The sequence below is a fragment of the Kitasatospora sp. NPDC091335 genome (assembly GCF_044757205.1).
Classification (GTDB): domain Bacteria; phylum Actinomycetota; class Actinomycetes; order Streptomycetales; family Streptomycetaceae; genus Kitasatospora.
Map to the genome: position 1 here is coordinate 33,151 of NZ_JBIVUM010000029.1, position 25,648 is coordinate 58,798.

At 74.5% G+C, this 25,648-nt stretch carries 24 protein-coding genes; 13 read left to right on the plus strand and 11 right to left on the minus strand.

The genetic code is table 11. The annotated features are described in order from the left end of the window. Positions 1-672: a polysaccharide deacetylase family protein gene (locus ACIQOW_RS37415; protein ID WP_401092294.1), complete on the minus strand. Its 672-nt coding sequence runs from the start codon at positions 670-672 to the stop codon at positions 1-3. 705 nt (positions 673-1,377) lie between these two features. Here ACIQOW_RS37415 and ACIQOW_RS37420 point away from each other — a divergent pair. Next, positions 1,378-1,569 (plus strand): hypothetical protein, encoded by a 192-nt coding sequence (locus ACIQOW_RS37420; protein ID WP_188294869.1) that lies wholly within the window; start codon positions 1,378-1,380, stop codon positions 1,567-1,569. 73 nt (positions 1,570-1,642) lie between these two features. Here ACIQOW_RS37420 and ACIQOW_RS37425 read toward each other — a convergent pair whose 3' ends face one another. The 5 genes from ACIQOW_RS37425 to ACIQOW_RS37445 form a co-directional block, all read right to left on the minus strand. Continuing rightward, entirely contained in the window at positions 1,643-2,083 is a 441-nt protein-coding gene (locus tag ACIQOW_RS37425; protein WP_401092295.1) for a VOC family protein, read from the minus strand. Between the two features lie 77 nt (positions 2,084-2,160). Next, positions 2,161-3,363, minus strand: coding sequence for a glycosyltransferase (locus tag ACIQOW_RS37430; RefSeq protein WP_401092296.1), 1,203 nt, complete (start codon positions 3,361-3,363; stop codon positions 2,161-2,163). A 150-nt stretch (positions 3,364-3,513) separates the two neighbouring features. Continuing rightward, complete coding sequence (locus ACIQOW_RS37435) at positions 3,514-4,179, minus strand: HAD family hydrolase (protein WP_401092297.1); 666 nt, start codon at positions 4,177-4,179, stop codon at positions 3,514-3,516. A gap of 54 nt (positions 4,180-4,233) precedes the next feature. Further along, positions 4,234-5,769 (minus strand): MFS transporter, encoded by a 1,536-nt coding sequence (locus ACIQOW_RS37440; protein ID WP_401092298.1) that lies wholly within the window; start codon positions 5,767-5,769, stop codon positions 4,234-4,236. A gap of 139 nt (positions 5,770-5,908) precedes the next feature. Continuing rightward, positions 5,909-7,384, minus strand: a complete 1,476-nt coding sequence (locus ACIQOW_RS37445) for an amidase (RefSeq protein ID WP_188294864.1) — start codon at positions 7,382-7,384, stop codon at positions 5,909-5,911. Positions 7,385-7,738: 354 nt separating this feature from the next. On the opposite strand from ACIQOW_RS37445, the gene ACIQOW_RS37450 reads away from it, so the two are divergent. The 7 genes from ACIQOW_RS37450 (at position 7,739) to ACIQOW_RS37480 (ending at position 15,715) form a co-directional block, all read left to right on the plus strand. Further along, positions 7,739-8,875 (plus strand): transposase, encoded by a 1,137-nt coding sequence (locus ACIQOW_RS37450; protein WP_401092299.1) that lies wholly within the window; start codon positions 7,739-7,741, stop codon positions 8,873-8,875. A 336-nt stretch (positions 8,876-9,211) separates the two neighbouring features. After that, positions 9,212-10,240: a methyltransferase domain-containing protein gene (locus ACIQOW_RS37455; RefSeq protein WP_401092300.1), complete on the plus strand. Its 1,029-nt coding sequence runs from the start codon at positions 9,212-9,214 to the stop codon at positions 10,238-10,240. Between the two features lie 113 nt (positions 10,241-10,353). Next, positions 10,354-11,775 carry an iron-containing redox enzyme family protein gene (locus ACIQOW_RS37460; protein WP_401092301.1) on the plus strand — a complete coding sequence of 474 codons (1,422 nt, stop codon included), beginning with the start codon at positions 10,354-10,356 and terminating at the stop codon, positions 11,773-11,775. Further along, complete coding sequence (locus tag ACIQOW_RS37465; RefSeq protein ID WP_401092302.1) at positions 11,763-12,095, plus strand: Rieske 2Fe-2S domain-containing protein; 333 nt, start codon at positions 11,763-11,765, stop codon at positions 12,093-12,095. The genes ACIQOW_RS37460 and ACIQOW_RS37465 overlap by 13 nt, the downstream gene beginning before the upstream one ends. Positions 12,096-12,134: 39 nt before the next feature. Further along, positions 12,135-13,472, plus strand: a complete 1,338-nt coding sequence (locus ACIQOW_RS37470; RefSeq protein ID WP_401092303.1) for an ATP-grasp domain-containing protein — start codon at positions 12,135-12,137, stop codon at positions 13,470-13,472. After that, positions 13,469-14,167, plus strand: a complete 699-nt coding sequence (locus ACIQOW_RS37475; protein WP_401092304.1) for a LysE family translocator — start codon at positions 13,469-13,471, stop codon at positions 14,165-14,167. Before ACIQOW_RS37470 ends, ACIQOW_RS37475 begins: the two co-directional genes overlap by 4 nt. Positions 14,168-14,341: 174 nt before the next feature. After that, positions 14,342-15,715 carry an FAD-binding oxidoreductase gene (locus ACIQOW_RS37480; RefSeq protein WP_401092305.1) on the plus strand — a complete coding sequence of 458 codons (1,374 nt, stop codon included), beginning with the start codon at positions 14,342-14,344 and terminating at the stop codon, positions 15,713-15,715. Between the two features lie 98 nt (positions 15,716-15,813). On the opposite strand, the gene ACIQOW_RS37485 is transcribed toward ACIQOW_RS37480, so the two are convergent. Together ACIQOW_RS37485 and ACIQOW_RS37490 are read right to left on the minus strand one after the other, a co-directional pair. Continuing rightward, on the minus strand, positions 15,814-16,719 hold the full coding sequence (locus ACIQOW_RS37485) for an Ada metal-binding domain-containing protein (RefSeq protein ID WP_401092306.1): 906 nt from the start codon (positions 16,717-16,719) through the stop codon (positions 15,814-15,816). Continuing rightward, positions 16,716-17,285, minus strand: a complete 570-nt coding sequence (locus tag ACIQOW_RS37490) for an RNA polymerase sigma factor (protein WP_317620508.1) — start codon at positions 17,283-17,285, stop codon at positions 16,716-16,718. The genes ACIQOW_RS37485 and ACIQOW_RS37490 overlap by 4 nt, the downstream gene beginning before the upstream one ends. A 175-nt stretch (positions 17,286-17,460) precedes the next feature. Here ACIQOW_RS37490 and guaD point away from each other — a divergent pair, with 175 nt between their 5' ends. Genes guaD through ACIQOW_RS37510 form a run of 4 tightly spaced genes read left to right on the plus strand, consistent with a single transcriptional unit; the run spans position 17,461 to position 22,635 of the window. After that, positions 17,461-18,960, plus strand: coding sequence for a guanine deaminase (gene guaD / locus ACIQOW_RS37495; RefSeq protein ID WP_401092307.1), 1,500 nt, complete (start codon positions 17,461-17,463; stop codon positions 18,958-18,960). Continuing rightward, complete coding sequence (locus ACIQOW_RS37500; RefSeq protein WP_401092308.1) at positions 18,957-19,529, plus strand: (2Fe-2S)-binding protein; 573 nt, start codon at positions 18,957-18,959, stop codon at positions 19,527-19,529. The genes guaD and ACIQOW_RS37500 overlap by 4 nt, the downstream gene beginning before the upstream one ends. Then, positions 19,526-20,530 (plus strand): FAD binding domain-containing protein, encoded by a 1,005-nt coding sequence (locus tag ACIQOW_RS37505; protein ID WP_401092309.1) that lies wholly within the window; start codon positions 19,526-19,528, stop codon positions 20,528-20,530. Before ACIQOW_RS37500 ends, ACIQOW_RS37505 begins: the two co-directional genes overlap by 4 nt. After that, positions 20,527-22,635, plus strand: a complete 2,109-nt coding sequence (locus ACIQOW_RS37510) for a xanthine dehydrogenase family protein molybdopterin-binding subunit (protein WP_401092310.1) — start codon at positions 20,527-20,529, stop codon at positions 22,633-22,635. The genes ACIQOW_RS37505 and ACIQOW_RS37510 overlap by 4 nt, the downstream gene beginning before the upstream one ends. Positions 22,636-22,662: 27 nt before the next feature. On the opposite strand, the gene ACIQOW_RS37515 is transcribed toward ACIQOW_RS37510, so the two are convergent. Continuing rightward, positions 22,663-23,748 carry a DUF5937 family protein gene (locus ACIQOW_RS37515; RefSeq protein WP_401092332.1) on the minus strand — a complete coding sequence of 362 codons (1,086 nt, stop codon included), beginning with the start codon at positions 23,746-23,748 and terminating at the stop codon, positions 22,663-22,665. A gap of 106 nt (positions 23,749-23,854) precedes the next feature. Between ACIQOW_RS37515 and ACIQOW_RS37520 the strand changes: the two genes are divergently transcribed. Continuing rightward, positions 23,855-24,058: a hypothetical protein gene (locus tag ACIQOW_RS37520; RefSeq protein WP_188301537.1), complete on the plus strand. Its 204-nt coding sequence runs from the start codon at positions 23,855-23,857 to the stop codon at positions 24,056-24,058. Between the two features lie 139 nt (positions 24,059-24,197). Here ACIQOW_RS37520 and ACIQOW_RS37525 read toward each other — a convergent pair whose 3' ends face one another. Together ACIQOW_RS37525 and ACIQOW_RS37530 are read right to left on the minus strand one after the other, a co-directional pair. After that, positions 24,198-24,704 (minus strand): hypothetical protein, encoded by a 507-nt coding sequence (locus tag ACIQOW_RS37525; protein ID WP_188301538.1) that lies wholly within the window; start codon positions 24,702-24,704, stop codon positions 24,198-24,200. A gap of 145 nt (positions 24,705-24,849) precedes the next feature. Beyond that, a complete protein-coding gene (locus ACIQOW_RS37530; RefSeq protein ID WP_401092311.1) occupies positions 24,850-25,524 on the minus strand; it encodes an arylsulfatase in 675 nt (224 codons plus the stop codon). Positions 25,525-25,648 lie beyond the last annotated feature (124 nt).

The window sequence follows — 25,648 nt, forward strand, 5'->3', positions numbered from 1 at the left end:
TCAGCGCCGCCAGCGGTCGCGCACCAGCTTGGCGGTCAGGTGCAGCGGCCCGTCCCGGTCGCCGACGTAGCAGCGGGGAAGCGCGTACACCCCGCTGTGGGCGCCGGGGCTGACCGCGCACCCGTACCCGTACCCGGCCTGTGCCACCGCCTCCACCGCGGCGGCGTCGAGCGAGCCGTACGGGTAGCAGAACCCCTCGACCGCCTCGCCGGTGAGGTCCTCCAGCACGTGGCGGCTGTCGGTGACCTGGGCCGTCAGGTCCGGCGCGTCCAGGCCCGCCAGCCGCCGGTGCGTCAGCCCGTGCGAGCCGATCTCCGCGCCGGCGGCGGCGGCTTCGCGGACCTGGCGCGCGGTCATCAGCGGCTTGCGCGGGCCCTGCCGGTCCCAGTCGTTGTATCCGCCGAGCCGGTCGGCCACCACGTAGACCGTCGCGGTGAAGTCGTACTCCGCGAGGGCGGGCATGGCCTCCTCCACGAAGTCGCGGTACCCGTCGTCGAAGCTGAGCCCCACCAGGCCCGCCGCGGTGCCGTCCCGGTGGGCGCGCATCAGGGCGCCCACCGAAACCCCGCGCAGCCCGCGCGCGGAAAGCCAGCGCAGTTGGCGGCGGAACCGTGCGGGATCGACGGTGATCAGATAGGGATCCTCGGTCGCCGTCGCCACCGAGTGGTACATGAGTGTCCACGGGAAGGATCCCGCTCCTGCGCCGGTCTCCTTTTCCGGACTATTGCGTGGTCGAATGATCTGCATGTTTCGCTCCAGCCGTCCGGTGGCACCGCCTGTGCAGGTGGACCTCGAAGAAATTGCATTGTGGCAGCGTCGGCCCCGGCTTCCGTCAGTGCCGGGCGACGCCGCGCCATTTCACCCGGATGCCGGAGCAGGGTTTTCCCGACGGTATCGTCCCCCGGGGATATCGGCGGCCTGACCGCGGCGCGCTCGCGGTCAGACGCCGTCAGGGCGTGCCGGTCGGTGTCCCGGGACGCGTGCCCGCGCTCCAGCCGGGTGTAGTGCTCGACGCTCATCGCCGCGAGGCCGGCGACCTCCTCCCGGCGCAGTCCGCTGACCTTGCGGGTGCCGTGGACGGGGATCCCGACCTCGTCGGGGTGCAGCCGTGCCCGCCGGGATACCAGGAAGTCACGGAGCGCCTCGGCGATGTCCATGTCCGTGGTTGTCGTCGTACGGCCGACTCCCTTCCAGGAGGCCCGATCACGGCATCCGACGCTCTGCCAGGTCAGACCGTGACCTCCCTGGCGGCCCTGCCGTCGGCCATCCTCGTGCTGTCGTCCCCGGGTCGGGGGCGGCAGGGGCGGCGTGCCCCTGTTCGCACATCGTCCGGCCCCGCCAGGGCGGGGGCCGGCCCGTCAGGAAGGGGGCCGATCCATGGCCACCAGCACCACCACCGTCCGTCCCGGCCGGCGGCGCGCGGCCGTCGCGCTCGCCGGTCTGGTCGCGTTCGTCGGCCTCGGTGTGGCGACGGCGACCACGGCCTCGGCGACCGAGCGGTCGCGCAGCTGCTACGTCGAGGTCTACTACGGGGGCGTCTGGCACAAGGTCAAGGTCCAGTGCGCCTGAGCCGCCGGTAGGCCCGTCCTCCGTACGGCCCGCCCCGGCCCCGCTCCCGCAGGCGGGGGCGGGGCGGGGCCGGTCAGGTGCGGGCGGGGGCCGCGGCGACGCAGAACTCGTTGCCCTCCGGGTCCGCCATCACGACGTGGTGGCCCTCGAAGGTCTCCAGGACGCTCCCGCCCGCTGCCACCAGACGCGCGGATTCCGCCCTGATCCGGGCCCACCGTTCGGCCGGGCCGCCGTGTCCCGGCACCCGGATGTCCAGGTGGAGCCGGTTCTTGGCGGTCTTCGGCTCGGGGACCCTGAGGATGCACAGCCGGGGCCCGGCGCCGTCGGGGTCGCAGAGCCACGCGCCGTCGTCCGCGCTGTCGTCCTCGGGGAGGTCGAACTGCGCGAGCCACTCGGCGCGGGTCCTGAAGGGGGCGGGCGGCGGTTCGTCGACGTACCCCAGGGCCGTCTTCCAGAACTCCGCGAGGACTGTCGCGTCCGCGCAGTCGAGGGTCAGATCGATCACTGCTGCCATGGCAGGACCGTACGGCAAGCCTCGGACAGCGGCGCCCCTCGGACGAAACCGGGACAGGGCCGGGACCGGGGACGCGGTCAGGTGTCGAGGCGGCCGAAGTCGGAGTCGCAGGGCCAGCTGCAGAAGCCGGCGCGTTCGACCTCCTCGTAGAAGGGGGTGCCGTCGTCACCGCGGTGCGCGGCGCGGTCGTGGTGGAGGTGGACGATGGGGTCGCGGTGGCGGTCCATCGGGCCGTAGCGTTCGGCGCGCCACACGAAGTCCTGGTCCTCGCCGCCCCAGCCGCAGAAACGTTCGTCCATGCCGCCGATGCGGGTGAAGAGGTCCTCGCGCAGCCAGACGCAGCCGCCGGGGGGCCGGCGCAGGTGGACGCCGCGCAGTCGGTGCTGGCCGGGGTCGGGAGCGGCGTCGAGGCAACGGGTGCGTACGGCCCGGGCGCTGGAGGCGGGGTCGAGGAAGAGCATGTCCTCGAACGGCCAGTGGGCCTGGGTGCCGGGCTCCCGGAAGCGTTCGACGGCCCGGGCGACGAAGTCGCGGTCGACGAGGATGTCGCCGTCCAGGACGCAGACCAGTTCGGCGGGTCTCGCGCCGTGGACCACGCCGACGTTGACGGTCCAGGACTTGTTGAACCGGCCGGAGTCGGGCGCGAACAGGTAGGTGTCGCAGGCGTCGGTGAACAGGTCGCGCCAGCGCGGGCGTTCGTCGTTCTCGACCACGACGACGCGGTAGCGCTCGCGCGGGTGGGACTGGTCGGAGAGCGCGTTGAGGACGGCGGCCAGGTTGCGGACGCGGCCGGTGGAGTCGTCGGGGGCGCGGAACGGGATGACCACGGCCGCGTCGACGGGGTGGCAGCCGCGGTGCGGCTTGGAGCCGAGGGCGTCCAGCAGTTCGGTGGTGGTGGGGGGCCCGGCGGGGGCGGACGTTCCGGGTGTGCCGGGCTGGACGATCAGCCGTGACAGCGACTCGGTGCGGGCGGCGGCGGCGCGCAGCGCGTCGACCGCCGCGTCCTCGCCGTCGGGGCGGCCCAGCAGGTCGGTGAGCGCGGCGGTGAGGTGTGCGGCGGCGGTGTCGTCGGCGGGGTCGTCGGCGAGGCGTCTGCCGGCGGAGCGGGTCCGGTCGTCGTCGAGGGCGGTGAGCGCGTTCGCGGCGGTGTGGTGGGCGTCGGCGGACCAGTCCCAGTAGTCGGGGGCGACGGCGCGCGCGAGCGGGTCGTGGACGAGGATCAGGCTGCTGGTGGCGGCGGCGGCCAGGACGGTGGGTGCGGAGGGGCGGGCAGCGGGCATGGCGGTGTCTCCCCGGCGGTTTCGGGCTGGTGTGGTGGTTGCCGCGGTCGGGGCGGCGCGGCGGTGCGATGCCATGGTGGCACGGTGACGTGACGCGCGTGTTGCGCGTGGTGACGTCGTGCGTGCGGTGACGTGGTGCTGCGGGTGGGGTCAGTTCGCGTCGGTGGACGGGGTCCAGCGCAGCGGGGTGAGGTCGGGCACGACCAGGTCGGCGTGGGCGAAGTCGCCCGCGCCGTGGGAGGTGGTGAGGGCGACGCAGCGCAGTCCGGCGCTCTTGGCGGCCTGGACGCCGGCCGGGGCGTCCTCGAAGGCGAGGCCGTCGACGGGGTGGACGCCGAGCGCGCTGCACGCGGCGAGGTAGCCCTGCGGGTCGGGCTTGCCGACGGTGACGTCCTCGGCGGTGATGATGACCTGGAACAGGTCGGCGCCGCCGACGTGGTCGAGCATCTCGGCGGCGTGGGTGCGCAGGCCCGAGGTGACGACGGCGAGGGGGACGCCGCGGCTGTGCAGGTCGGCGAGGAGGTCGGCGGCGCCGGGGACGGCGTACGGCGGCGGGCTGTCGGGGCCCATGAGGTAGCCGCAGGCCTCGTCGAAGAGTTCGTCGACGGTGTGGCCGGGGAAGTCGTGGACGTGGTCGGCGAGGGCTTCCTTGCCGCGCCGTCCGACGAAGGTCGCCAGGACCGCGTCGTCGCAGTGCACCCGGTGGGTGGTGAACAGGCGGGTCCAGGCGGCGCGGCTGCGGTGTTCGGTGGCCACCAGGGTGCCGTCGAGGTCGAACAGCGCGGCCTTGGCGTGGAGGTGGTGGAGCTCGGTCATGGCGGGTCGTCCTCTGGGTCGGGTCTTCGTGGTGCGGTGGTGGGTGCGCGGGGTTCAGCCGGCGGTGGGCGCGCCGGGTCGCTCCTTGGTGGTGAACACCGTGGCGGCCGGGTCGGTTGCGTCGGCCGGGTCGGTCGCGTCGGATGTGACTGCCGGGTCGGACGTGACCGCCGGGTCGGGTGCGGCGGCGACGGCGCGCAGGGCGGTGTAGCCGCAGAACGCGGTGATGAGGGCGAGTCCGGCGCAGGCGAGGGTCCAGGCGGTGCCCGGCCCGGCCCAGCTGCTGCGGCTGAGCCAGGGGTAGAGGGCGCCGAAGAGGGCGACGCCGGTGACGCCGACCACGGTGGAGAGGGTGTTGACGGTGCCGCTGAGCGTCGCCGCGTGGCGGGACGGTACGGCGGAGGTGAGCAGGTTGAGCAGGGAGGTGTTGTTGAGGCCGAGGCCGAAGCCGCCGATGCACAGGACGGCGGTGAGCGGCCAGATGGCGGTGCCCTCGCCGGCCGGGACGACGGGGGCGAGGGCGTAGGAGACGGTGAGCAGGGTGCAGCCGAGGAACGGCAGCCGCCGGATGAGGCCGTGCGAGGCGCGGCCGATGACGGGGCCGGCGAGGCCGAAGGCGAGGACCCAGCCGAGCGGGACGAGTCCGGACTGCCAGGCGGGCAGGTGCAGGTGGTCCTGGAGGTGCAGGGAGAGCAGGTAGAGCATGGAGATGTAGGTGAGCGTGCAGCCGGAGGAGGTGATGAGCGCCCAGCGGACGGTGGGGGTGGACAGCGGCCGCAGGTCGAGCGCGGGGGTGCCGCCGCGGGCGATGACGCGCCGTTCGGTGCGCACCAGCTGGATGGCGAGCGGGGCGGCGGCGAGCAGCAGGAACCAGATCCAGTCGGGCTTGGTGAGGCTGAGCGGGATGAGGACGGTGAGGGAGGCGGCGGCGAGCAGCAGCGTGCCGGGGATGTCGTTGTCGCCGCGGCGGGCGGTGCCGGCGGCGGGCCGGTCGTGCGGGAGCAGGAAGACGCCGAGCAGCAGGATGAGGACGCCGATGGGCACGTTGAGCAGGAAGACGGCGCGCCAGCCGGTGCCGAGGATGTCGGCGGAGACGACGGTGCCGCCGAGGATCTGGCCGGCGGCGGCGCCGCCGGAGAGGGTGACGGCGTTCCAGCCGAGGGCGCGGGCCCGGGCGGGGCCGGTGTACCAGCGGTGGATGCCCATCAGGACCTGGGAGATCATCAGGGAGCCGGCGGCGCCCTGGAGGCAGCGTCCGGCGATGAGGACGGGGGCGCTGGTGGCGAGTCCGCAGGCGAGCGAGGAGAGGGTGAACAGGGCGAGGCCGCACAGGTAGACGCGGCGTACGCCCAGGCGTTCGCCGAGCCGGGCGGCGGGGGCGAGGAGGACGGCGGAGCACAGCGCGTAGGCGGTGACCATCAGGGTGAGTGCGGAGCCGGTCACCTGGAGGTCGGCGCTGACGGCGGGCACGGCGAGGTTGACGATGGCCAGGTCGATGTTGGCCATCGACTGTCCGATCAACAGGACCAGCAGGGCGGTGCCGCTGGGTCCGGTCCCCCGGCCGGCGGGCTGCCGGGTGGTGGCTTGCACGGGTGTCTCCCCTTCGTCGCTCCCCCGGCGGGCTGGGTCGGGTCGTCGGCCGAGGGGGGTGGTTCGTCTGCTGGAACACCGGCCGGGCCGGTCGGGTTGCGCCCGGACCGGCCGGTGGTGGCGAGGGTGGTGGCCGGGATCAGGCGGTGGTGGCGTCCAGGTCGAGGTCCTGGTAGCTGCCGGCCCAGGGGAGGCGGGCCTCCAGGGCGGCGGCGGCCCGGATGACCAGGGCGTCGTTGCGGCGGCGGGCGGCGAGTTGCAGGCCGACGGGGACGCCGTTGCCGGCCCGGCCGACGGGCACGGAGGCGGCGGGGCTGGCGATCAGGTTGAACGGGCTGGTGAGGGACCAGCCGACGAACGGGTCAACGCTCTGGCCCTGGACGGTGTCGGGGCCGACGGTGTCGCGGCCGGCCGAGTTGGGGATGCCGGCGACGGCGTTCACCGGGCTGACGATCAGGTCGTAGCGGTCGAAGACGCTCTCGAAGGCGTAGAGGACGCGGGTGCGGTCGAGGTCCTCCAGCCGGAAGTCGACGGCGCTGAGCGACTCGCCGACGCGCACGGAGTCCAGGTAGGCCTGGTCGATGGAGCCGGCGTAGGTGCCGAGCAGGTCGAGGCCGTTGTCGCGGGAGATGGCGGCGGATTCGGCGTGGGCGACGGACAGGTAGCGGCGCCACATCGCGGTGAGGTCGGCGTGCGGCAGCGGCAGGGTGAAGTCGATTTCCTCGACGGTGGCGCCGGCGTCGCGCAGGGCGGGCAGGGCGGCGCGTACGAGGGCCTCGACCTCGGGCTCGACGGGGTAGCCGCCGAGGTCGGGGCTGTAGGCGACGGTGAGGCCGGTGAGGTCGCCGTGGAGCGCGTCGACGAGCCTGTCGGGGGCGGGGTAGGAGTACGGGTCGTACGGGTGCTCGCCGGACATCAGGTCGACGCCGAGGGCGGCGTCGCCGACGGTGCGGGCGAGGGTGGCGTAGCAGACCATCGGGTTGTAGCGGCGGAACGCGTTGGGCTTGGCGGGGACGGCGACCCGGCCGAAGGTGGGCATCAGGGTGAAGACGCCGCAGAACGCCGCGGGCACGCGCAGCGAGCCGCCGGCGTCGGAGCCCTGGGCGAGCGGCACCATGCCGGAGGCGACGGCGGCGGCGCTGCCGCCGGAGGAGCCGCCGGCGTTCATGGCGCGGTTGAAGGGGGTGGAGGCGGGGCCGAACAGGGCGCTGTCGGTGGTGGCCTTGAAGCCGAACTCGGGGGTGTTGGTCTTGCCGACGACTATCGCGCCGGCCTGTTCGAGGCGTTCGACGCAGAGGATGGTCTCCTGCGGGACGTCCTCGGCGAAGACCAGGGAGCCGCGGGCCATGCGGACGCCGGCGACCGGGTCGAGGTCCTTCACGCCGATGGGGACGCCGTGCAGCGGGCCGAGTTCGGCGCCGGAGGTGACGGCGCGTTCGGCGGCGGCGGCCTGTTCGAGGGCGCGCTCGCCGCAGACGGTCACGAAGGCGTTGACGGCGGGGTTGGTCTTCTCGATCCGCTCCAGCGCTGCCTGGACCGCCTCGACCGGGGAGATCTCCCGCCGGCGGATCGCCTCGGCGAGCCTGGTGGCGCTCAGTTCGGTGCTTTCGGTCATCTCACGCCTCGCACTGGTTCGTCGGGTGGGCTCCAGGAGCCGGGCGTGAGAGGGAACACCGGGCAGGGCTTCCGGGTTGCACGGCGTCCGCGGGGCGGCGGGACGGTACGGGGGCGGCGCGGGACGGACGGGGCCGGCCGGGCGGGTGGGGCCGGTGGGACGGAAGGGGCCCGGCGGGGGCGCGCGGGGGCGCGCGGGTGGACGTCGCCTTCCGCCCGGTGCGCCCTGAACGCGACCCCTCCTGCTGCGCGCGGATACCTCAACGTCGGTTACACGATCAAGACTTACTCCGCACCCGATGCTCGGCTAGTCTCGCCATGGAATCGACAGGTCTAGACCTATCGGAGATCCGGCATGGCCGTCGCGTCCCACTCCCCCCTTGTCCGATCCGGTGGCCCCGCCACCCCGTACCCGGACCTGCTGCGGGTACTGGGCGAACACTTCACCCGGGCCGAGCCGCGGGACCGGGCGCTGGCCTACGTCCGCGCGCTGCTGGCCGCCCCCGGCCGGGACAGCGCCGCGCGGATCGCCGCCCGCTCCGGCGCCGACAGCGCCTGGAGCACCCAGCGGCTGCTCACCCGCACGGTGTGGGACGCCGACCGGCTGCGCGACAGCGTCCGCGCGCACGTGGTGCCCCTGCTGGGGGCGTCCGGCCCGTGCGCGGTGCTGAGTCGGCACGAGACGGCCCGGGTGGGCACCGGCGCGGTCGCGGTCGCCCCGGCCGGGGTGGGCAGGGCCGGCCGGGACCGCAACACCCAGGTCGCTGCGCTGCTGTGCTACGTGTCGAGGAACCGGGCCGCGCTGATCGACCGCGAGCTGCACCTGCCCTCGCGGTGGACCTCGGACCCCGAGCGCTGCGCCAGGGCCGGCGTGCCGCCGGAGCGGGTGCGCCCGCACACCATGGCCGATCTGGGCCAGGAGATGCTGGAACGCGCCCTGGCGGCGGCGATGCCGGTCGGCTGGGTGTTCGGCGGCCCGGACTTCGCCGATCCGCAGCTGCGCCAGTGGCTGTGCCGGCGGCGACTGCCGTTCTGCGTCGAACTTCCGCAACTCCCCTATCCACAGAGCGAGTCGGACGCCTCGGCGGTTCGTACGGAGCCGGGCAGGGAGGAGGCCTGGCAGCTGCTGGGCCGCGGCCTGGGCCCGGTGTACGGGCATCCGGCGCCGGGCTTCCGGCTGACCCTGCTGTCCCGCCGGCTGCCCTCCGGGCACAGCTCGTGCTTCCTGCTGCACACACCGAGCACCGCACCGGACGTCCCCGCCGCGCGGGCGATGGCGGCGGCGGGCGCGGCGGCGGCCCGGGCGGTCCACGAGGCCGACACCCGGGCCGGGTTGAGCAGTCATCAGGTCCGCACCTGGGTGGCCTGGTACCGGCACACCACGCTGGCGATGACGGCGGCCGCGCTGCGGCTGGAGGGCACCTTGCACCTGGAGACGGCGCCGGGGGCGGCCGGGGGGCCGCCCGGGGCCGGACCGGGCGGCCCGCCGTGACGGGGCGCCGCCCGAAAGGGCCGGCCGGAAGCGGCAAGTACCGCTCCTTTTAAGGCGTGCTTGCCGCTCCGAGTCAGGTGATGTTCTAATTGTTTCGACGGAAGGCGGTTTGCGCACGCAAGAATAGCGGACCCGGCCTTCGCTTTCCGCACCGCAGAACATGTCCGATATCTGGAGCAGAATTTCTGCTCGAACGCCGCGAAGCCCGGCGAGTTCCCCGTGAATTCGCCGCGGATTCGGGCGTTTCCTGTCGGCCCGCACCGTCCGTTCATCTGTGCATGCAGCGTGTTTCGATAAGCCATTCCTACCGGGAGCCTGCGAAACGACATGCCTCACTTGACGAGTGTCACCAGCCTGACGGCTGAGGGAGAGGTCCGGCTGGCCCTGGCGGGCCTGCGCGCCAGGGCCCAGGAGCTGAACCGGATCGCGGAGGACACGGCCCGGTTGCTGGCCGAACCCGACGCCCTGTCCCCGGAGTACCCCGAGTTCCGCGAGTTCGCCCGGGAGGCGGTGCCGCGCTGGCACTTCGCCATGCTCAACGACCACGAACGCAACGACGCGCTGGCGACCGCCCTGGAGCGGATCGTCCCGCGGGACGGCACGGTGCTGGACATCGGCGCGGGCACCGGCCTGCTGGCGATGATGGCCGTCCGGGCCGGCGCCGCCCACGTGTACAGCTGCGAGGCGAACCCGCTGATGGCGGAGGTCGCCCGGCAGGTCCTGGCCGACGAGGGCTTCGCCGACCGGGTGACCGTGCTCGCCTGCCGTTCCGACCAGCTGACGGTCGGCCGGGAGCTGCCCCGCCGGGTCGACGCGGTGATCTCCGAGATCGTGGACTGCGGCCTGATCGGCGAGGGCATCCTGCCCTCGATCCGGCACGCGCGCCGCGAACTGCTGACCCCGGACGGGGTGATGCTCCCCGAACAGGGCCGCCTGCTGGGGGCACTGGTGCAGAGCGAGAACGCGGTGAACCTGAACCGGGTGAGCCGGGCCGGCGGCTTCGACGTGTCACGGCTGAACGTCTTCGCCACGCCCGGGCACTTCCCGATCCGGCTGCACACCTGGCCCCACCGGGTCCTGTCGGAGACGGTGGAGCTGGCCTCCTTCGACTTCGCCGCGGACCCGCTCGGCCCGGGCTCCAGCAAGCTCTCCGTCCCGGTCACCGAGTCGGGCACCGTGCACGCCCTGGTCGCCTGGTTCGAGCTGGACCTCGGCGGCGGCGTGACCCTGCGCAACTCGCCGGACAACGTCGGCTCGCACTGGATGCAGGCACTGCTGCCGCTGGCCGAGCCCGTCGAGGCGCAGGCCGGCTCCACGCTGGAACTCGACCTCGCCTGGAGCGACACCCGCCTCTCCCTCGTCTGACGCACCGCCGCACCCGCGCACGACCCCACCCAGCCCGGCCGCCGCGCGCCCCGTGGCCTTCGCGCGCCGCCGCCGGCCCGCCGCCCCACCATCAGCGGAAGGCAGACCAGAACATGTCGCACACACCTGTTCCCTACGAACCGTTCGAGCTGCGCGGCGACGCGCTCCGCGAGGCGGTCCTGGCCTACGCCGCCAACCCGCTCTACAAGGACAACGAGGAGTGGGAGAACTCCGACACTCCCTACCGCCGCCAGCTGCGCCCGCAGGTGCTGCCCTACCTGGACTTCGACCGCGTCGCGCCCCGCGACCGGATCCTGGAGTACAGCAGCCTGGCCGCCCAGCGCCTGCTCACCAGCATCTACGAGGCCGACCTGGTCTTCTTCCCGAAGGCGGGCCTCGGCGCCCAGGCGCAGGAGCTGCGCGACTACTACAGCCCCGGCAACCGGGCCCGCGGCGAGCTGATCCGCCCCGCGCTGGAGCGCTTCGCCTTCGGCTTCCTCGACCAGGAGGTGGAGGTCAGCGGCGACTGGACCACCGAGAGCCTGCTCGCCTACCTGGAGGACCTCGACGTCCACGCCAAGGGCGAGGCCTCCCCCGCCGAGAAGGCGATCCGCGATTCCTCCGACCCGCAGCGCGCGGCCAGGATGTGGCTGATCCAGTTCGCGCCGGACTTCCTGTCCGAGGCCTCGCCGATGGCCAGGAACGTGCTCGGATATTACGGCGCCGAGCAGTCGGAATGGTTCAAGATCCTTATCGACGAGTACGGCTACGGCGTGCACGGAACGAAGCACAGCACCCTTTTCGAGGCCACCCTGGAATCGGTCGGACTCGGCTCCGACGTCCACCGGTACTGGCAGTACTACCTGGTCTCCAGCCTGGCCCTGAACAACTACTTCCACTACCTCGGCAAGAACCACGAGCACTTCTTCCGCTACGTCGGCGCACTGTTCTACACCGAGAGCACCCTGGTGGACTTCTGCCGCCGCGCGGAGAGCCTGCTCGCCGACGTGTTCGAGGGCAGCGCGGACGCCCGCTACTTCTCCGAGCACGTCCACATCGACCAGCACCACGGCCGGATGGCCCTGGAGAAGCTGGTCAAGCCGCTGATCGAGCGCCACGGCGAGCAGATCATCCCGGAGATCGTGCGCGGCATCGAGGAGTTCCGCCTGCTGAACGGCATCGCGGACGACGACTTCGCCACCCAGATCGCCTGGATGGACGACGCGGACCGCTACAAGGACCTGCACGAGCCGGTGTACGCGGCCATCACCGAGGGCCGGATCACCCCGCCGCTGGCGGACATCGTGGAGCCCTTCGGCGAGCTGTCCAACACCCACAGCCACGAGGGCGACGAGCTCTGCCACATCGTCAGCGGCACGATGCGCTTCGTCAGCGGCTTCAACTCCTACCGGATCCTGGAAGCCGGCGAGGGCACGGTGATCCAGCGCAACCGCCTGCACGGCGCGATCATCGAGTCCGAGGAGTGCGTCTACCAGATCTTCTCCGTGGGGGACTACCGCGCATGCCTGTCGTGACGTTCAAGGCCGGCGGCGCGGACAACTGCGCCCGCGTCGCCGGCCTGCCCTACGTGTACATCCGCACCGAGGCGGGCGGATCGGTGCTGCCCGCCTCCTGCCCGCACCGGGGCGGCCCGCTGAACCTGGGCACCCCCGACCCCACCGGACGCCGGCTGGTGTGCCCGTGGCACGAGCGGGGCTCCTCGCTCAGCCGGCTGCGCCGCCAGGTGCCGGCCGTCCGCTCCGGCGACACCGTGACCGCGGTGCTGCCGGGCCCCGCGGACGCCGACACCGAACTCTGCCACCTCCCGCTGTCCCCGGCCCTCGCCGGGGCCTGAACCGCCCCCGGGGGCCGCCCCCGGAGACAGGACGCTCCCGTGACCGCCCCGTCGTCCCCCCAGGTCGCCGTCATCGTCGACCCGTTCTCCTCCGGTGCCCAGTACGCGCCCCAGTTCGCCTCGTTGGGCATCCCGTCGGTGGCGGTCAGCTCGCTGCCCGAGGTGCCCGCGGCGTACGCGGACTCCTGGGACGCCGCGCGCTACCGGCAGTTGCTCGCCTTCGACGGCGACCTGGAGAAGCTGGTGGCGCAGCTGCGCCCGCTGTCGCCGCGCTGTGTGCTGGCGGGCGCGGAGAGCGGTGTCGAACTGACCGACCGGCTCACCGAGCGGCTGCTCCCGGAACAGGCCAACACCCCGCAACTGTCGGCGGCGCGCCGCGACAAGGGCGCCATGGCGCAGGCGCTGCGCGCCGCCGGCGTGCCGACGATCCGTCAGATCTGTACCGACGACCGGGCGGCCGTCGAGGCCTGGATCGAGCGGGAGGGCCTGGCCGGCCGCGACCTGGTGGTCAAGCCGCCCAAGAGCGGCAGCACCGACGGGGTGACCAGGGTGCCGGCCGGCACGGACTGGCGGGTGCCGTTCGACGCCCAGCTGGGCCGGATCAACCAGTGGCACAACCTCAACGACCGGATGATGGTGCAGGAGTACGCCCGGGGCACCGAGTTCGTGGTCGACACCTTCAGCCACCGGGGCCGGCACACCGTGGCCGACATCTGCCGCTACAGCAAGATCGACAACGGCGAGCAGATGGCCGTCTACGACAGCCTCACCTGGGTCTCCCCCGACGACCCCGCGGTGCCGGCGCTGACCCGCTACGCCGAGGCCGTGCTCGACGCGGTCGGCCTGCGGCACGGCGCCGCGCACATCGAGATCATGCTGACCGACGAGGGCCCGCGCCTCATCGAGATCAACTCCCGTCCGCACGGCGGCGGTCACCCGGCGTTCAACCTGACCGCCACCGGCGACAGCCAGCTGCACCGCGCGGTGCGCTGGTTCGCCCGCGAGGAGACCGCCCCCAAGGGCTACCGGCTGCTGCGGCACATGACCGTGGTCTTCCTGATCGCCCGCAGCTCCGGCACGGTGTCCGGCGCCGCCGCCCTGGACGGGATCAAGGAGCTGGCGTCGTACCACCGTTCGGCGGTCAAGCTCCAGGACGGCGACCGGCTGGAGGTGACCCGCGACCTGCTGGGCACCCTCACCCTCGGCTTCGCGGTGCTCGCGCACCCCGACCCCGCGCAGGTCGAACGGGACGTGGCCGCCGTCCGCGCCATGGAGGCGGCCGTGGTCATCACCCCCGACGACTCCCCCGGCGGATCCGCCGCCGACTCCCCCGGTGCCGCACCGGTGGCCGCGGCACCGGACCACGCCGCCCGATGACCCCGAGCGCCCTCGCCGTCGCCGCCAGCCCGGCCTTCCTGGCCAGCTGCGCGGCGGTGGTGTGCAGCCCGGGCCCGGACAGCATGCTGGTGCTGCGCCTGGTCAGCCGCACCCGCCGGCGCCCGCCCGTGCTGGCCGCCGCCGCGGGCATGCTGCTCGCCGGCACCGGGTACGCGGTGCTGGCGGTCACCGGCAGCATGGCGGTCGTGGCGCTGCGGCCCGGTCTGCTCCTCGCCTGGCAGGCGGCGGGCGCGCTCGTGCTGGCCGTGACGGGCGCCCGCGCCCTGTGGGAGGCGCTGCGCCCCCGCCCGGCCGGCCCCGGGGCGGGACCGGGAACGGAGGGTGCGGAGGGGACGGGGACGGAGGGCGCGGGCGTCCACCGGCTGCCCCGGCACCTGCTGCTCGGCTTCCTGTCCACCGCGGGCAATCCGAAGGTCGGCCTGTTCCTGACGGTGTTCCTCCCGCAGTTCCTGCCGGCCGGCAGCCCGTCGGCCGGGGCGCTGCCGCTGCTGGCGACGGTCTACCTGTCGATCGGCGCGCTGTGGCTCCTGCTGCTCACCGAGGTGGGCGTACGGGTCGTCACGGCGCGCGGCGCGAACGGCCGGGCCGCGTTCCCGCCGCTCGCCGAGCGGATCGGCGGCGCCGTGGTGGGGCTGGTCCTGCTGGTCCTCGCCGTCGGCCTACTCCTTCGGTGACCTGCCGGCGGGGCCCCGGACGGCCTGCGCGACGGCCGGCGGCGAGGACAGCGACGGACTTGGGAGGGGCTGGTGGCGATGAACGGCCAGGACGGCGGCACGGATCGGCGGCCGGCACCGGCCCCCGGGGCCCGCGGCCGGACGCCCCGGCCGGACCGGCGGGCGGACCGGCGGGTGGACGGGCCCGGGTGGCACTCCCTCGGAGCGGACCTGGCAGGCGAGTTGGTGCTGCCCGGGGACGCCGGGTACGAGGCGGGTCGGCTGCCGCGCAACCTGCTGTACGCCGACCGGGCCCGCCCCGGGGCGATCGCGTACTGCGCCGGGCCCGACGACGTCGCCCGGTGCGTGCGGTTCGCCCGGCGCCACCGCCTGCGGCTCGCGGTGCGCGGCGGCGGCCACTGCTACGGGGCCTGGTCCAGCCGGGTGCCGCTGGTGGTCGACGTGTCCCGGCTGACCGGGGTCCGGATGGAGGGCGCCGGCCACGCCGAGATCGGCGCGGGCACCGCGCTGATCACCGTCTACGAGGAACTGGCCCGGCACGGCGTGACGGTACCCGCCGGAAGCTGCCCGACCGTCGCCCTGGCCGGGCTGGCCCTCGGCGGCGGCCACGGGGTGGTCAGCCGGGCGTACGGGCTGACCTGCGACAGCCTGGTCGGCGCCGAGGTGGTGCTCCCCGACGGCCGGACCGTGCGCTGCGACGAACGGACCGAACCCGACCTGCTGTGGGCCCTGCGCGGCGCGGGCAACGGCAACTTCGGCGTGGTCACCTCGCTGCGGATGCGCACCCACCCGGCCGCCGACCTGACCGGGTTCCGGGTCTCCTGGCCGTACCGGGAGGCGGGCACCGCCCTGGAGCACTGGCAGGAGCGGGCGTTCGGCGCCCCCGACCGCCTCTGGTCGCACTTCCTGCTGGAGACCCGTCCGGGCGGCCCGGTCGCCGAGGTCGCCGGGTTCCTGCTCGGCGGCGGCGGGGAGGAGGAGGCGGACCGGTGGCTGGACGGACTGACCGCCGCCGCCGGGCCCGCCCGCGAACGGCAGGTCGCCCGCCGGTCGTACCTGGACACCGTACGGTCGAACGCCGGCGGCCCGGCCGTCATCGAGCGCCCGGACGAGCAGCGCGTCGCCTTCACCGCGGCCTCGCACTTCTTCGACCGCGCGCTCGACCCGCGGACCGTCCGGGACGCCCTCGCGGTGCTGGGGCGCGCGCCCGACGGCGTGTGCGCCTCGATCTCCTTCAACGTCCTCGGCGGCGCCGTCAACCGGGTGCCCGCCGACGCCACCGCCTTCGTCCACCGCGACGCGCGCTTCCTCGCCCAGTGCTACGCCTGGTGGACCGGCGACGGCCCCGCCGACGCCGCCGTCCGCTGGGTCGGCGAGGCCCGCGAGGCGCTGCGCCCGCACGCCTCCGGCCACGCCTACCAGAACTACCGCGACCCGCGGCTGGCCGACTGGCGCCGGGCGTACTACGGCGCCAACCTGCCCCGGCTGGAACGGCTGCGGGCGCACTACGACCCGGACCGGCTGCTGGACTTCCCGCAGGCCCTGTGAACGGGCGGCACCGGCTCCCCCGGGAGCCCGCGGGAGCCCTCGGCGGTCCTCGGGGAGCCGTAAGGAGGTCAGGCGGGCGGAGGTCGGGCGGGTCGGGGTCAGGCGGGCAGCGGGCGGCAGCTGAGGCAGGCCCGGTAGCCGGCCGCCCTGGCCGCCGCGGCCGAGCCGAACGGCACCCGGTGCCGCTCGGTGATGCGGCGGGCGTCGGCGCAGGTCGGGTAGCAGAAGATCCGGGTGGTGGCGCTGCCCAGGAAGTGGGTGCCGTCCGAGGAGAACCGGTCCAGGCGTTCCCCGTCGATGCCCTCGTGGGCGCGCAGCCGCTCGACCAGGCCGGCGGGCAGCCCGCAGTCGAGGGGCCCGCCGTCCTCGTCGCCGATCCGGTGCACCGGGATCAGCACGGGAACGGGGTTGGCGCGCACCGCCGCCAGCAGGTCCGCCGCGTCCGCGTCCGGGATCCCCGCCTCGCGGCCCAGCCAGCGCGGGGGCCGCAGCTGGCCGCGGGGGATGGCCCGCACCGCTTCCAGGATGCTGCGCTGCGCCTGCGGCAGGGGGCCGTAGTCGTAGCGCAGCATCCGGTCGCGGCCGGTGCGCAGCGCCCCCACGACGCCGGGCAGCGGCTTTCCGGTGGGCAGTGCGGTACGGCCGGTGCGGCGCAGGTGTGCCTCCTCGAAGGCGGCAGCGTCGGGGTACCAGTCGACGGGTGCGGCGCCGACGACGGCGCCGCGTCCGTGGGCGACGAACAGTGCGGTGACCGGGCCGCCGACCAGGGCGTACCGGTCGTACTCGCGCTCGGCGACGCCGGCCCGTTGCAGGATCCGGATCGCCAGGTCGGCCGGCATCGGCACGCGCAGGGCGTCGAGGCCGGGCACGGTGTCGGCGCCGGGCGGCGGGATGTCCGTGATCCGCGCGGTGGACGCCTTGGGCGTGGCCGTGCCGTTGACCGTGCGCCGGGCCGCGCCGTCCGGGGCCGGTCCCTCCGGTGCCGGGTCCGGGTGTCCGCTCATCCTCTCACCTCCTCTACCGCCAGCCTGGGCTGTCCGCGCAGGGCTGCCAGCCCCCGTGACACCTGGGCCTTGACGGTGCCCACCGGGCATTCCACGAGCTCCGCGATCTCCGCGTAGCTCAGCTCCCCGACGTGCCGCAGGACCACCGGCAGCCGGTGGTGTTCGGGCAGTTCGGCGAGCGCGGCCACCAATCTCCCCCGTTCGTCCGCGTGCTCCGCCCGCTGTTCGGGGCCGGGTTTGCCGTCCACGAGCGGCAGTTCCATGATGTCCACCCCTTCCGCGGCGGCCGGGCGCCGGGTCAGTGTGCGGACGTGGTTGCGCCACACGTTCGTGCCGATCGCCAGCAGCCAGGCCCTCGGCTGGAGGGCCCGCCGCCGCTCCGGCGGGTAGTCGCGCAGCGCCGTGTAGGCCCGCAGGAAGGTGTCCTGCACCAGGTCTTCCACGTCGCGCGACGCCCCGTTGAGGCGCAGCAGCACCGAGTACACGGCGCCGCCGTGGGTGCGCACGAGTTCGGCGAACCCACGGTCGAGGTCTGCCGCGAGCAGCTCGGGGAGCGGAGGAGGCATCTCGTCCATCGTCTCTGAGAACACCACCGCCGGCGGAACGGTTGCACCGGTGCCGGACGTCCGCTCGGCGGGGGCCGGGTGACACGGGTGGGTGTGAACCGTTGGGGTGGCTTTTCCCGGGTTTTCCCGGGGGCGGGCTCAAGGCGGGCCGTCCGGTGGTCCGAGAAAGACGGACATGGACAGCGACGAACGGGCCGGACGCCCCGGCGAGCCGACGGGACACGTGACGGACGGCGGCGAGGGCGCGGGTGCGGGGCACGGCCGCGGCCGGCGGGTGACGGTGTTCCTGGGGACGGTCCTGCACTTCCTGGACGATCCGTGGCTGCCGGACAAGGAGGGCCAGGACGATCCGGAGGCGTACCGCCTGTTCGATCCGGGGGCGCTGGTGGTGCGGGACGGTCTGGTGGTCTGGGCCGGTCACCAGAGCGCGTGCCCGCGGGAGTTCGTCGACCACGGGCGGGTGGTCGACCACCGCGGCCACCTGCTCGTGCCGGGCTTCGTCGACCCGCACATCCACTCCGGGCAGGTGGACTCCGTCGCCAGCCCGGGCGGACAGCTCCTGCCGTGGCTGCGGGACTACGTGTACCCGTCCGAGATGCGCTTCGCCGACCCGGAGTACGCCAGGGACGCCACCTCGTTCTTCTTCGACCGGTTGCTGGAGTGCGGCACCACCACCGCGTGCGTCTACACCACCGTCCACCCGCACGCCACCGAGGCGTTCTTCGCGGAGGCGCACCTGCGGAGGCTGCGGATGGTCTCCGGCAAGCTGCTGATGGACGACGACAACGGCGGCACGGTACCCGAGGACTACCTGGACCGGTCCGTCGAACAGGCCGAGGAGGACTGCCGCGAGCTCATCGGCCGGTGGCACCACACCGGGCGGCTGCGCTACGCCGTCTCCCCGCGGTTCGCCCTGACCTCCACCCTGGAGGCGCTCCGGATGGCCGGGCGCCTCTACCGGGAGTCCCAGGACACCGGCCGGCCGCTGTGGGTGCAGTCCCACCTCGCCGAGAACCGCGACGAGGTGGACGCGGTGATGGCGAAGTTCCGTGACACCCTGAACCCGCGCTCGTACCTCGACGTCTACGACCAGTGCGGCCTGGTGGGGCCCCGCAGCATGTGGGGCCACTCCGTGTGGATCGACGACGAGGACCGCAAGCTGCTCGCCGCCACCGGCGCCGGCGCCGCGTTCAACCCCACCTCGAACCTCTTCCTCGGCAGCGGCCTGTTCGACCTGGACGACGCCGCCCTCGCCGGGGTCCGGGTGGCGCTGGGCACCGACGTGGGCGGGGGCACCAGCTACTCGATGCTCCAGACCATGAACGAGGCCTACAAGGTCGTCGCCCTGGCCAACACCTACCCCGACCGTGTCCCGGAGGAGAAGCGCAGGACCCTCACCGCCCTGCGCGCCTTCTACCTGGCCACCCTCGGCGGCGCCCGCGCGCTCCACCTCGACCGGCACATCGGCAGCTTCCGGCACGGCCGCGAGGCCGACTTCGTGGTCCTCGACTGGGCCGCCACCCCGCTCCTCAGGCGCCGCACCGAGGCGGCCCGCGACTTCCACGAACGCCTCTTCGCCCTGGCCACCCTCGGCGACGACCGCGCCGTCCGGCAGACCTACGTCCTCGGCGAGCCCGTGCTGCGGCACCGGCGGGCCTGTCACGAGGCGTCATGAACCGCTCCGGGACGGGGAGTTCGCGCGCGGTGGAGCGGGACATCACCCTGCGGGTCGACGGGGTCGCGCGCCGGCTGACCGTCGACACCCGCACGACGCTGCTGGACGCCCTGCGCGAACGGCTCGGGGTGACGAGCCCCAAGAAGGGGTGCGATCACGGGCAGTGCGGCTCGTGCACGGTGCTGTCCGGCGGCCGGCGCGTGCTGGGCTGCCTCACGCTCGCGGTCACCCAGGACGGCGCCGAGGTCGTCACCGCGGAGGGGCTCGCCGCCGGCGGCCTGCACCCGGTGCAGGCGGCGTTCGTCGACTGCGACGCGCTCCAGTGCGGCTACTGCACCCCGGGGCAGGTGGTCTCCGCGGTCGGGGTGCTCGACGAGTTCGCGAAGGGCTGGCCGAGCGCCGTCACCGGGGGCCGGGGAGCGCCGAGGCTGGACCGCGCCGAGGTGGCCGAGCGGATGAGCGGCAATCTGTGCCGCTGCGCGGCCTACGTCAACATCGTGACCGCCGTGCTGCGGGCGGCCGGGCAGGCCGGCGATCCGGGGGCTGCCGTTCCGGAGGTGGCCGGGTGAAACCGTTCGACTACCGCTCCCCCGCCGACGCCGAGGCCGCCGTGCGCGGCGTCGCCGGGGATCCGGGCGCGGTGTTCCTGGCCGGCGGGACGAACCTGGTGGACCTCCTCAAGCTGGGGGTCGTCGAACCCGCTCTGGTCGTGGACGTCACCGGTGTGCTGCCGGCCGGGGTCGAGGAGCTCGGCGGCGGCGCCCTCAGGATCGGCGCGGGTGTCGGCAACAGCGAACTCGCCGCGCACCCGAGGGTGCGCGAGTGGTTCCCGGTGCTGTCGCAGGCGCTGCTGTCGGGCGCGTCGGGGCAGTTGCGCAACATGGCCACCGTCGGCGGCAATCCGCTGCAACGCACCCGCTGCGTCTACTTCCAGGACGTCACCACGCCGTGCAACAAGCGGGAGCCGGGCTCGGGCTGTTCCGCGATCGGAGGGTGGACCCGCAACCACGCGATCCTCGGCGGGTCCGAGCACTGCGTCGCGGTCCACCCGTCCGACATGGCCGTGGCGCTGGCCGCGCTCGGGGCGCGGGTGCGGGTGCTCGGCCCGGACGGCGAGCGCACCGTCCCGTTCGTCGGCCTGCACCGGCTGCCCGGCGACACCCCCGAGCGTGACACGGTGCTCGGACACGGTGAGCTGATCACCGCGATCGACCTGCCGGCGCGGCCCGTCGCCCGCCGCTCGGCCTACCGCAAGGTCCGCGACCGCGCGTCGTACGCGTTCGCCCTGGTCAGCGTGGCCGCGGCGCTCGACGTCGAGGACGGGGTGATCGTGGACGCGCGCGTCGCGTTCGGTGGCGTCGCGCCCGTGCCGTGGCGCGCGTACCGGGCCGAGGAGGCGCTGCGCGGCTCCCCGGCGTCGGAGGCGAGCTACCTGGCCGCCGCGGACGCGGAACTCGCCGCTGCCCGGCCGGCCGCGGGGCCGGACGGCGGCAACGCGTTCAAGATCCCCCTGCTGCGCCGCACCCTCGCCGCCACCCTGCGCGGCCTGGCCGAGGAGGACACCCGATGACGTTCCCGGACGAGCCGGCCGCCGTCGGCCGCGACCTGCCCCGCCGGGACGGCGCCGTCAAGGTCCTGGGCACCGCCACCTACGCGTACGAGACCGCGCTGGACGGCCCCGCCTACCTGCACGCCGTCCAGTCCACGATCGCCCGGGGCCGCGTCACGGAGCTGGACACCGCCGCCGCCGAGGCGCTCGACGGTGTGGTCGCGGTGCTCACCCCCGGCACCGCGGAGCGGCTGGCCTCCACCGGGGACAGGGAGCTGGCGGTCCTCCAGGACGCGGAGGTCGCCTTCCGGGGCCAGGTCCTCGCGGTGGTCGTCGCCGACAGCTCCGAGGTGGCGCGGCACGCGGCGGCCCTCGTCCGGGTCGGCTACGCGCAGGTGGCGCACGACGTCGGGCTGCGGGCCGACCGCGCGGACCTGTACGCGCCGGCGACGGTGAACCCGGGCCTTCCCACCGACACCGCCCGGGGCGACGTCGACGCCGCGATGGCGGCCGCGGAGGTGACCGTCGAGGAGACGTACACCACCGCGATGTGCCACAACAACCCGCTGGAGCCGCACGCCACCACCGCCCTGTGGGACCCGGCGGGGGACGGCTTCCTCACCCTGTGGGACTCCACCCAGGGCGTGCACGCGACCCGTGCCGTGCTGGCGTCGCTGTTCGGCCTCGACGAGGCGCGGGTCCGGGTCGTCAGCCCGTACGTCGGGGGCGGGTTCGGCTCCAAGGGGCAGCCGCGGGTCAACGTGGTGCTGGCCGCGCTGGCCGCGCGTGCGCTCCCCGGCCGGCCGGTGCGCCTGGCCCTGACCCGCCGGCAGATGTTCTCCCTCACGGGCTACCGCACCCCGACCATCCAGCGGTGCCGGCTGGCCGCCGGGCGGGACGGCACGCTCACCGCCATCGCGGTCGACGTCGTCGAACAGACGTCGCGCATCAAGGAGTTCGCCGAGCAGACCGGTGTCCCGGCCCGCATGATGTACGCCTCGCCGAACCGGCGGACCACGCACCGGCTCGCCGCCCTCGACGTCCCCGTGCCGTCCTGGATGCGCGCGCCCGGCGAGTGCCCGGGCATGTTCGGCCCCGAGGTGGCCATGGACGAGCTGGCCGAGCGGCTGGGCATCGACCCGGTCGAGCTGCGGATCCGCAACGAGCCGGACGTCGACCCCGAGTCGGGCAAGCCCTTCTCCAGCCGCGACCTCGTCGGCTGCCTGCGCGAGGGCGCGGCGCGGTTCGGCTGGTCGGAGCGCGATCCGCGGCCCGGTGTGCGCCGCCGCGGCGACTGGCTGGTCGGCACGGGCGTCGCGGCCTCCACCTTCCCGGCCTTCCGCATGCCGAGGTCGACGGCGACGGTCCGGCGGGAGGGCGGGCGCTACGTCGCCGAGACCGGCGCGGCCGACCTCGGCACCGGTACCTGGACGACGCTGGCGCAGATCGCCGCGGACGCGCTCGGCGTGCCGGTGGAGCGCGTGGAGGTGCGGATCGGCGACACCGACTACCCACTGGCGTCGGTGGCCGGGGGTTCCTCGGGCATGGCGACGTGGGGCTCGGCGGTGGTCGAGGCCGCGCGTGCCCTGCGCGACAGGTACGGGAGCGAGCCGCCGGACGGGGCCGAGGCGTCCGGCTCCGTCGGGCCGGCCGACGACCGCTACGCGATGCACGCCTTCGGGGCGCAGTTCGCCGAGGCGCACGTCCACGCGGACACCGGCGAGGTGCGGGTGCCGCGCCTGCTGGGGGTGTTCGCCGCGGGGCGGATCATCAACCCCCGTACGGCGCGTTCGCAGTTCGTCGGCGGGATGACGATGGGGCTGTCCATGGCGCTGCACGAGAGCGGCGTGCTCGACCCCCGCACCGGCCACGTCGTCAACCACGACCTCGCCGACTACCACATCACGGCCAACGCGGACGTCGGCGCGGTCGAGGCGTACTGGCTCCCCGAGCACGACCCCCACGTCAACGCCATGGGGTCCAAGGGCATCGGGGAGATCGGCATCGTCGGCACGGCCGCCGCGGTGTCGAACGCGGTGTGGCACGCCTGCGGGGTACGCGTCCGGGACCTGCCGATCACGCTGGACAAGGTCCTGCGCGCGCTGGAGGAGCGGCCCGGGCGATGACCGCGGAGGGCGCCGGGGGCGCCCGGCTCAGCGCAGCACGGACTCCAGGAAGTCGCTGCCGAGGCGGGCCACGACCGAGAGGTCGAGCTGGTGGAGGACGTAGCGGCCCCGGCGCTGGGTGAGCAGCAGCCCGGCCTTCTTGAGGACGGCGAGGTGGCGGGAGACCTCGGGGGCGGTGATGCCGTAGGCGTCGGCCAGCTCGCTCGTCGAGAACGTGCCGCGGGCGAGGTTGCGGCACAGCCGCATCCGCATCGGGTGGGTCAGCGCCTCCAGGCGCAGCGTGACCGTCTCGACGGGCTCGGTGCCGCCGACCTCGTGGGTGGCGACCGGGTACTGGATGACGGGCTGCCAGCCCGCCGCGTAGATGGCGAAGAGGTGCGGCCAGCCGAAGACGCTGGGCAGCAGGGTGAGGGTTTCGCTGCGGGTCTCGGTGCGGCCGTGCACCAGCTTGTCGACGACGATGCGGCTGCCGTGCGCGTCCTCCTCCAGGCTCAGTGCCGGTGATGCCGCCGTGAGGGCCTGGGCCAGGCCCTTGCGGCGCAGCAGTTCGGTCTTGTTCCTGGCGTCGGTGGCGAGCTGGACGCGGACCCGGCGCCAGGTGTCGGCGAAGAACGCCTGGTCGCAGTCCTCCAGGAGGCGTCGGATCCACGCGCGCGTGGTGGTGGGGTCGGCGAGCGTCCGTTCGACGAACGCCGCCTGGCGCGGGCCGCGGGCGGCGGCCAGGTCGAGCGCGCGGCGCCTGGACCACGCGTCGACCAGCGGTGAGGGCAGGCCCTTGGGGTAGTGGCTGGTGCTACAGGAGATCTCCAGGGCCGCGCCGACGAACTTCTCGTCGTCCAGGCGGTCGAGGTCGTCCAGTTCCTCGGCGAGGGTCTCCCGGGGCTGGGCGGGCATCAGGAGGTCGGAGCGTGTCGAGCGCCACATGAAGTCGGCCTCGATCAGCCGGTCGGCCAGCTCCGGTTCGAGCGCGGCGGAGGTCGCCGTCGTCCACGCGTGCAGCCGGGCGTGGTGAGCGGGCTCGGCCAGCGCGTGCAGCGCGTTGCCGAGTTCGGCCAGCGGCGAGGGGCTGAAGGCGATCCGCTCGTGCGGCAGTCCGGTGATGTCGATGGTCACGCTCACCCCCCTATGGTGCCGGACCGCGCGGGGGCGCTGCCGCGTCGTTTGACCAGGGCCGTCAATCGACGGGACGTGCGGGGCGGCCGGGGGGCAGGGTGATCACGTGAACGCACTGCACCAGCACCTCTTCGACAGCTACCGCGCCGCCCAGCGCGACGAGCCCGCCCCGCCCCTGCCCGGCACCCACGACGTCGCGGTGCTGCGGGCGGCCCGCGACCACCGCCGCTTCGAGGCCGTCCTGGCCGGCCGCCCGGCCACCGGCCGCCTCCGTCTGGCCCTGCGCCGCTGGCTGCGCCCCTGCGTGTGAGCCGGTGCGTGTGAGCCGGTGCGTGTTTGCCGGGCGCACCCGCGGGGTCCGTCGCGACGGGTGCCGCCCCCGATGCCGGGTGGCGGCACCGGGGGCGGGTGGGTGCGGGCCGTTCGGGCCGGTCACCCGTGGCGGGGCGTCACCAGACGCGGTTGACCGCGTCGCGCGCCTGGCCGAGGTACTGCTGGTAGGTGCCCAGGTGCCAGGCCGCCCAGGAGGCCCAGCCGCGGCCGGTGCCGTCGTTGTCGATCGCGTAGGCCTTGCGGGCCGACCAGCCCATGTCCTGCCAGTTCTCGGCGGTGACGACCCCGGCGTCGTGGCCGTGGACCTCGGGGTACCAGTGCTCGTTGATCTGCCAGGCGCCGAGGTCCTTGGTGCCCGGGTCGGGGTCGGTGGGCAGGTTGGTGTGGACGGCCAGGCGGTTGCAGCCCGACTCGGCCATGGCTATCGCCACGGCGTGGATCGCGTCGTCGTTGCGGCCCTCGCCGGACTTGTCCTTCGCGAAGCCCGCCCACTTGGCCTCGCGGGCGCAGGCGTCGATGCCGCTCTGGTCTCCGGCGGCGGTGGCGGTGAAGGAGGTCGAGGTGAGGCTGAGCGCCAGGACGGCGACCGAACCGGCCAGCAGGGCGCGGGTCTTGCGCAGCATGGGAGTTCTCCCTTCGGCGACGGCCCGGGGGTCGGGCCGCGTACGGGGAAGGACGCTATGCGGCGCTGGTAGACGGACGATCAACGCGACGGCCGGCCCGTCGACGCGGGGGTCTGCCGTCCCGCGCCGGAGGTGCGGGGGGCGGTCAGGACGGGTGGCCCGCGGCCGGGCGGGCGGCGGCAGCGGCGGCGCGCAGGCCCGGGGCCGGGCTGGACAGGACGGGGACGGCGGTCGTGGCCCGGCTCGCGGCGGCGGCCATGGAGGCCTGGGCCAGGACGATGACGTCCGCGTCGTCGACGGCCTCGACGGCGGTGGCGATCGCGGCCAGGTAGCCCGCCCGGTCACCGTCCTCGAAGCGCTTCCAGGCGCCGTCGGCCACGACGGCCGTCAGCGCGACCGGCCGGCCGGACCGGGCGGCCTCGTCCTCGATCAGGGCCACCGTCGGGCGCACGGTGGCGGCCAGTGCGGCGATCACCACGATGCGCGTGGCCGTCCGGTCGGCCCCGGGTGCCACGGCGACGGCCGCCGCCGCCATCGGCCGGTCGACGCGCACCACGGGCACGCCCAGCGCCGGGGCCCGGCTCTCCGCCACGCCCCCGATCGTCGAGCAGGTGCACAGCACGGCCGTGGCCCCCTCGGCGAGGGCGCCGGCCACGGCCCGGTCGATGTCCCGCGCGACGGCGTCGGGCCCGTCGGCCAGGGCCCTGGCCAGCAGGCCTTCGGACACCAGGTGCCGCAGCGGCAGGCCGGGGGGCTCGCGGTCGCGGAGCGCGTCGAAGACCGGGACGTGGACGGGCGAGGTGTGGAGCAGTGCCAGCATGCGCGCGATGGTAGCGACCGCGGCGGCCGCGCGTCCTGCCGGTTCCGGTGGCCGGCTGTCACACATCGGGGCCCTGCCCGGTCAGTCCGGTGGAACGTGGAGTGTGCCACGTTGTCACATCGCC